8 protein-coding genes and 1 pseudogene are annotated in these 7,055 nt (G+C 66.1%); 1 reads left to right on the forward strand and 8 read right to left on the reverse strand.

Annotated features, from left to right (window positions below; translation table 11 throughout):
* A pseudogene (locus ACTICP_RS13270) lies at window positions 1–1,075 on the reverse strand (excinuclease ABC subunit UvrA); the annotation flags it as partial.
* A gap of 38 nt (window positions 1,076–1,113) precedes the next feature.
* Window positions 1,114–1,533, reverse strand: a complete 420-nt coding sequence (locus tag ACTICP_RS13275; RefSeq protein WP_441893120.1) for a MarR family winged helix-turn-helix transcriptional regulator — start codon at window positions 1,531–1,533, stop codon at window positions 1,114–1,116.
* A gap of 63 nt (window positions 1,534–1,596) precedes the next feature.
* Here ACTICP_RS13275 and ACTICP_RS13280 point away from each other — a divergent pair, with 63 nt between their 5' ends.
* A complete protein-coding gene (locus tag ACTICP_RS13280) occupies window positions 1,597–1,845 on the forward strand; it encodes a hypothetical protein (protein ID WP_441893106.1) in 249 nt (82 codons plus the stop codon).
* Here the strand turns inward: ACTICP_RS13280 and ACTICP_RS13285 are convergent.
* The 6 genes from ACTICP_RS13285 to ACTICP_RS13310 all read right to left on the reverse strand — a co-directional run.
* Entirely contained in the window at window positions 1,836–2,168 is a 333-nt protein-coding gene (locus ACTICP_RS13285; protein ID WP_441893108.1) for a TfoX/Sxy family protein, read from the reverse strand. The two genes, ACTICP_RS13280 and ACTICP_RS13285, sit on opposite strands and share 10 nt — an antisense overlap.
* A 17-nt stretch (window positions 2,169–2,185) precedes the next feature.
* Window positions 2,186–4,261: an excinuclease ABC subunit UvrB gene (uvrB, locus tag ACTICP_RS13290; protein WP_441893110.1), complete on the reverse strand. Its 2,076-nt coding sequence runs from the start codon at window positions 4,259–4,261 to the stop codon at window positions 2,186–2,188.
* A 53-nt stretch (window positions 4,262–4,314) separates the two neighbouring features.
* Window positions 4,315–5,541 (reverse strand): MFS transporter, encoded by a 1,227-nt coding sequence (locus ACTICP_RS13295; RefSeq protein WP_441893112.1) that lies wholly within the window; start codon window positions 5,539–5,541, stop codon window positions 4,315–4,317.
* Complete coding sequence (coaE, locus tag ACTICP_RS13300; protein ID WP_441893114.1) at window positions 5,538–6,137, reverse strand: dephospho-CoA kinase; 600 nt, start codon at window positions 6,135–6,137, stop codon at window positions 5,538–5,540. Before coaE ends, ACTICP_RS13295 begins: the two co-directional genes overlap by 4 nt.
* A 110-nt stretch (window positions 6,138–6,247) precedes the next feature.
* Window positions 6,248–6,832, reverse strand: a complete 585-nt coding sequence (locus ACTICP_RS13305; RefSeq protein ID WP_441893116.1) for a CoA-binding protein — start codon at window positions 6,830–6,832, stop codon at window positions 6,248–6,250.
* Window positions 6,829–7,055: PLP-dependent transferase (locus tag ACTICP_RS13310; protein ID WP_441893118.1), on the reverse strand; the 227-nt coding region annotated here is incomplete at its 5' end. The genes ACTICP_RS13310 and ACTICP_RS13305, both read right to left, overlap by 4 nt.

Genomic DNA, 7,055 nt, shown 5'->3' on the forward strand with positions numbered 1-7,055 from the left:
CCTGCACATCGACGCGCAGGTCCTTCCACGGAGTGTCGAGGGAGAAGTTCAAGTCGCGGGAGAGCCCCTCGAGCAGCCGCTCGTAGTACTGGAACAGCCCCTTGCCCTGCGTGGTCCAGGGAATGATGACGCCCTCGCGGATCGAGAGTTCTTCGTCCGCCAGCATCAGATCGACATCCACCGACATGCGGGTACCGAGCCCCGAACACGTCGGGCATGCGCCGAACGGCGCATTGAACGAGAACGTGCGCGGCTCGATCTCTGTGAGCGCGATCGGGTGCCCGTTCGGGCACGCGAGCTTCTCGGAGAACGACTGCCACGCGTCGTCACCTTCTTCGTCGACGAAGTTGATCTGAATGACGCCGCCGGCGAGCCCGAGCGCCGTTTCTACCGAGTCGGTGACGCGGCCGAGGATGTCGTCGGATGCCACGAGCCGGTCGACGACGACAGCGATGTCGTGCTTATAGCTCTTCTTCAGCGTCGGCGGTTCGGCGAGCTGGATAAGGTCGCCGTCGACGATCGCACGCGAGTAGCCCTTCGCGCCGAGCTCGCGGAACAGGTCGACGAACTCGCCCTTCTTCTGCGAAACGATGGGCGCGACGACCTGGTACCGGGTGCGCTCTGGCAGCTCCATCAGTTGGTCGGCGATCTGCTGCACCGTCTGACGCTGGATGCGCTCACCGCACTCCGGGCAGTGCGGGATGCCGATGCGTGCCCACAGCAGACGCATGTAGTCGTAGATCTCGGTGATCGTGCCGACGGTCGATCGCGGGTTGCGGTTCGTCGATTTCTGATCGATCGAGACGGCCGGGCTCAGCCCTTCGATGAAGTCGACATCCGGACGGTCGACCTGACCGAGGAACTGCCGCGCGTAGGCGCTCAGCGACTCGACGTAGCGGCGCTGCCCTTCGGCGAAGATCGTGTCGAACGCCAGACTGGACTTTCCCGAACCGGACAGACCGGTGAACACGACCAGCGAGTCGCGAGGGATGTCGATGTCGACGTTCCTGAGATTGTGCACGCGGGCACCGCGAACACTGAGTTTTCCTGGGGTGGCGACGGGGACTATGGGCACCGCACAAGTCTACGAGGGACCACAGACACTGGCGTCGGTCAGACGAGGCCGCGACCGACGAACGGAGACAGCCCGTCACGCAGAGAGGCGACCTGTTCCATGTCCATGTGCACGGCGGCCATGACCTGTCGCGGTACGTCGAGGGCGCGCTCGCGCAGGCGAGTGCCGGCATCCGTGAGACGAATGTCGAGGCGGCGCTCGTCAGCCGCGCTGCGCTCTCGCATAACGAGACCTTCGCTCTCGAGCCGCTTCACGAGCGGAGACGCCGTGGCGGGATCCAGTGCGAGATCGGCAGCGAGGTCGTTCAACGCTCGGGGCGAACGTTCCCAGAGCGCGAGCATGACGAGGTATTGCGGATGCGTGAGACCCAGCGGCTCGAGAATGGGCCGGTAGATCGCCACGACGTTGCGGGCCGCGGTGACCAGCGCGAAGCAGAGCTGGTTCTCGAGCTTGAGCATGTCCTCGGCATCCGTCACGCCTCGATTATACATACCGCACAAATCATTAGTACACTAACTGACATGGAGAACAGTTCAGAACGAGTGCCGCTGCGCACACGCATCCGCGAGGCGGGCGGACTGTACCGGTGGTTCAACACCAACCTGATCAAACTGGCGGGGCCCGCAGCTGTCGGGCCGTATGAGGCGACTCCTCCGCCGACGGCGGCAGAGCGTGCGGAACGAGCCTGCCCGCTCTGCGGTCACCCGATGACCGAGCACGAGATCGACCGGAGCGGCCCCAAGCCGCTCATGCACTGCCCTCAGGGCTGACTGGCGGCGCTCTCCCGGGCGGTGTCGATCCAGGACATCAGTTCCTCATCGTCGGCGATCGCCGTGGGCGCCACGTCGAGCCAGCTCGCTCCCATCGTCTTCCCGCCCATCACCGCGACCTCGACACCGGGTTCTGTCAGCAGGGCCGTACCGCGCTCGTCGGTGACCCGTACGAGAAGGACACCCTCTTTGCGCGTGCCCACCAGGATGCGGCCGTTCAGCAGAAACGCCCGCGTGCCGAACATGCGCTTCTCCTCCAGCCCCGGCTCTGCCATCAGGAGAGCGCGGACCCTGTCGGCGAGTTCCGTGGCAGCGGCATCCATAGGTGACATCTTCGCACTCAGGCGTGGCCGGCGCGCTCCATCGCCCGCAGCTCTTTCTTGAGGTCTTGAACTTCGTCTCTGAGCCGCCCGGCGAGCTCGAACTTCAGCTCATCTGCGGCGGCGAGCATCTGCGCAGACAGGTCTTCGATGGTCGCCTCGAGCTGCTGAGCGCCTTCGGCGGCGATGCCTTCGCGACGCAACTGCGGCGTCGGACTCTTGCCCTTGCCCGACTTCGTCTTGCTCTTCGCACGGATCATGTCCTGCGTATCGGATGCTTCGCGTGCGAGTGCATCGGTGATGTCGGCGATGCGCTTGCGCAGCGGCTGCGGATCGATCCCGTGCTCGGTGTTGTAGGCGACCTGCTTCTCACGGCGACGATCGGTCTCTTCGATCGCCTTCGCCATCGAGTCGGTCATATTGTCGGCGTACATGTGCACCTCACCAGACACATTTCGCGCCGCGCGGCCGATCGTCTGAATGAGCGAGGTTCCCGATCGAAGGAAACCCTCCTTGTCAGCATCCAGGATCGCCACGAGAGACACCTCGGGCAGGTCGAGGCCCTCGCGGAGCAGGTTGATGCCGACCAGGACGTCGTAGACGCCCTGGCGCAGTTCGCTGAGAAGTTCGACGCGGCGCAGAGTATCGACGTCAGAGTGCAGGTACCGAACGCGGACACCGTGCTCCCCCAGGAAATCGGTGAGCTCTTCGGCCATCTTCTTGGTCAGCGTCGTCACGAGCACGCGCTCGTCTTTCTCGACCCGCACGCGGATCTCTTCGAGGAGATCGTCGATCTGCCCCTTGGACGGCTTGACGATGATCTCGGGGTCGACGAGACCGGTCGGGCGGATGATCTGCTCGACCACGCCGTCAGCGATGCCCATCTCATACTTTCCCGGAGTCGCCGACAGATATACGGTCTGCCCGATCCGGTTCTTGAACTCGTCGAACCGCAGCGGCCGGTTGTCCATAGCACTCGGCAGCCGGAACCCGTGGTCGACGAGGGTGCGCTTTCGTGAGGCATCACCCTCGTACATCGCACCGATCTGCGGCACGGTGACGTGCGACTCGTCGATCACGAGCAGGAAGTCGTCGGGGAAGAAGTCCAGCAGTGTGTGCGGGGGTTCGCCGGCCTCGCGGCCGTCTAGGTGTCGGGAGTAGTTCTCGATGCCGGAGCAGAATCCCAGCTGCTGCAGCATCTCGAGGTCGAACGTCGTGCGCATGCGCAGTCGCTGCGCCTCGAGCAGCTTGCCCTGGCGTTCGAACTCGGCCAAGCGCTCGGCGAGCTCGGTTTCGATCGTGCCGATCGCACGCTGAACGACGTCGGTTCCCGCCACATAGTGCGAGGCGGGGAAGATCGGAATGGCATCCAGCTTCTCGATCACGTCTCCGGTGAGCGGATGCAGGGAGTACAGCCCCTCGATCTCGTCGCCGAACAGTTCGATGCGGATCGCGTGCTCTTCGTACACCGGGATGATCTCGATCGTGTCTCCGCGCACGCGGAAGTTGCCGCGCGAGAAGTCGACGTCGTTGCGGTTGTACTGCATCGAGATGAACTGCCGGATCAGGGCGTCGCGGTCATACCGCTCCCCCACCTGCAGCGCGACCATGGCGCGCAGGTACTCCTCCGGAGCACCGAGGCCGTAGATGCACGACACCGTCGAGACCACCACGGTGTCGCGGCGGCTGAGGAGGGAGTTGGTCGTCGAGTGGCGTAGCCGCTCGACCTCGGCGTTGATCGACGAGTCCTTCTCGATGAAGGTATCGGTCTGCGGCACGTAGGCCTCTGGCTGGTAGTAGTCGTAGTACGAGACGAAGTACTCGACCGCATTGTTCGGCATGAGCTCGCGGAATTCGTTCGCCAGCTGTGCGGCCAGCGTCTTGTTGTGCGCCATGACGAGCGTCGGACGCTGCACCTGCTCGATCAGCCAGGCCGTCGTCGCGGACTTGCCCGTACCGGTCGCCCCCAGCAGGACGACATCGGTCTCACCGGCGTTGATACGCGCGGCGAGCTCGGCGATCGCCTGCGGCTGGTCGCCCGCGGGCATGTACTCGCTGACCACTTCGAAGGGGCGGACGCTGCGCGTGGTTTGCATGGTTCCAGCGTAAGCGCCCCCACCGACATCGGATCGGTGCTGCCGTTCGCCGATCACAAGCCCTCTCGCGCAGGAGCATCCGGGCGCAGCGTTGCCAGCGCGATGAGCGCGGCGACCGCTCCCATCGTGATCACGATCGTCAGGAACCAGTTCCAGTCCAGTGCACCGAAGGCGATGCCGAGGGCCCAGCCGAACAGGCTCGAACCGGCGTAGTAGGCGAAGTAGTACAGCGACGGCGCCTGCGCGCGACTGTCCGGGTCGGCGAGCACCGGAGCCCAGCTCGAGGCGATGGCGTGTGCGCCGAAGAATCCCGCCGTGAACACCACGAGGCCGGCGAGGATGACGATCGGATGCGGGATGAGCATAAGCGCGGCCCCGGCGCCGAAGACGCCGATCGACCCCAGCAGCACGCGCCGCCGCCCGTTCCGCGACGCCAGTGACCCCGCCCACGGCGACGAGACTGTTCCGGCGAGATAGGCGAGGAACAGCAGTGTCACCAGCCACACCGGCAGCAGGAACGGTGGTCCGAGCAGATGGAAGCCGAGGTAGTTGTACACGGCGACGAAGGCTCCCATGAGCAGGAAGCCCTGCGCGTAGAGCGCGAGCAGCTGGGGTGAGCGCAGAGCTCGGGCCAGACGCGCGAGCATTCCCGGCCCGCCATCCACTCGGAGTCGGCCGGGCACGAACCGGCGGGCGCGAGGAGAAAGCCAGAGGAAGAGCGCGGCGGCGAAGGCGCAGAGTACGGTGACGCTCCACGCGCCGATCCGCCAGTCGAACACCTCGCCCAGCGGTCCGGCGATCAGACGTCCCGAGAGCCCGCCGACCGTCGTTCCGGCCGTATAACTGCCCGCGGCCACGGCGACATGCCGCACGTGCACCTCCTCGCTGAGGTATGCGAGCGCGACCGCCGGCACGGCTCCGAGCGCGAGCCCCTCGGCGAGGCGGAGCGCCAACAGCATTTCGATGCCGGTACTGAAGGGGGCGGTGAGCCCGAAAACGGTGGCGGCGATGATGCCGATCGCCATCGCCGGGATCCGTCCGATGCGATCCGCCACCATCGACCAGGGGATGACAGTGGCGGCGATACCGAGCGTGGCAGCCGACACGGTCAGTGCCGCCGTCGACGGCGTGACGTGAAGGTCAGCGCTCACCTGCGGCAGCACGGCCTGCAGCGAGTACAACTGCGCGAACGTGGCGACGCCGGCGAAGAACAGCCCGGCGATCAGTCGCCGGTACGAACCCGAGCCGGGAACGTGTCCGGCGAACTCCGGAACGCTCACGCGCCGGCGAGCTGCTTCCAGACGGCATCCGTCTGCTCGAGCGTGTGCTCCATCGTGCCGGAGGTGTCGATCACTGTGTCCGCGATCTCGAGACGCTTCTCATCGGAGACCTGGGCATCGATGCGATCCTGCGCTGCCCCCGGCTCCAAGCCGCGCAGCTCGATCAGTCGGCGCAGACGCTCCGCTGCCGGCGCATGCGCGACGATGATCGTGTCCCACGGGTCATCCGCCCTGGCCTCGACGAGCAGCGGAACGTCGTAGACGACCACGGCGTCGGCATCCGTCTCGAAAGCCTCTCGGAACCGGCGCGCCGACTCGGCACGCACGGCGGGGTGCACGATCGCGTTCAGGCGTTTGAGCGCAGTGTCGTCGCCGAAGACCCGGGCGCCGAGCCCTGCGCGATCCAGCGCGCCGGAAGGATCGATGACATCATCGCCGAAGGCAGCGGCGATCTCGCGGAGCACGGGCGACCCCGGCGCCTGGACATCGCGGACGATCTGATCCGCGTCGACGACGACCGCGCCGTGCTTCTGAAGGCGACGGGAGATCGTGGACTTACCGGAGGCGATGCCGCCGGTCAGGGCGATGAGGGGCATGGCTCCATCCTGACACGCGCCCGGCCACGCTCATGCGAGATGAATTCTGCCGGTTATCCTCGCGGATAACCGGCAGAATTCATCCAGCTCGGATGCCGAGGCGCACGCGCTCAGCGCGCCAGCAGCTGCCGCTTCGAGGTGATCACGCCGGTGTCGAAGCCAGCGAGGTGCAGGCCGCCGTGGAAGCGGGCGTGCTCGATCTTGATGCAACGGTCCATGACGACCGAAAGGCCTGCGTTTTCGGCGATGGCGGCGGCTTCCTCGTTCCACGATCCCAGCTGCAGCCACAGAGCTCGGGCTCCCACATCCACGGCTTCCTGCGCCACGCCGGGCAGGTCGTCGTGCTTGCGGAACACATCGATGATGTCCGGGACGACCGGCAGATCGGCAACCGATGCGTAGGCGGGCTGCCCGAGGATCTCCGTCTCACGCGGGTTCACGAAGTAGACGTCGTAGGGCGAGCTCGACAGCAGGTACGTCGCAACGAAGTACGACGCGCGCGCCGGATTGTTCGACGCGCCGACGATCGCGATGGAGCGAGAGCGGCGCAGCAGGGCGAACCGCTCCTGCTGGCTCGGGCTCGCCCAGGTGCGTCCCGCGTCGACGGGCGCCGCCCCCGGCAGCTCACACGCGGCTCCGTCTGCCGCCGAAGCGATCGCGGGTGGAGTGAAATCGCAGGTCTCGTCGGTGCTCATCGGGTTGCTCCCGTCGCTGCGGTGAGGGCCTGGTCGAGGTCCCAGATGATGTCGTCCGGGTCCTCCAGACCGACCGAAATGCGGATGAGGTCGGCGGGCGCGCCGGCTGCGACGAGCTGCTCGGCGGTCAGCTGACGGTGGGTGGTGGATGCCGGGTGGATGACGAGTGTGCGCGCATCACCGATGTTCGCGAGGTGCGAGGCGAGCTGCAGATTCTCGATCA

Source organism: Microbacterium sp., from assembly GCF_052102115.1.
Classification (GTDB): Bacteria; Actinomycetota; Actinomycetes; order Actinomycetales; family Microbacteriaceae; genus Microbacterium.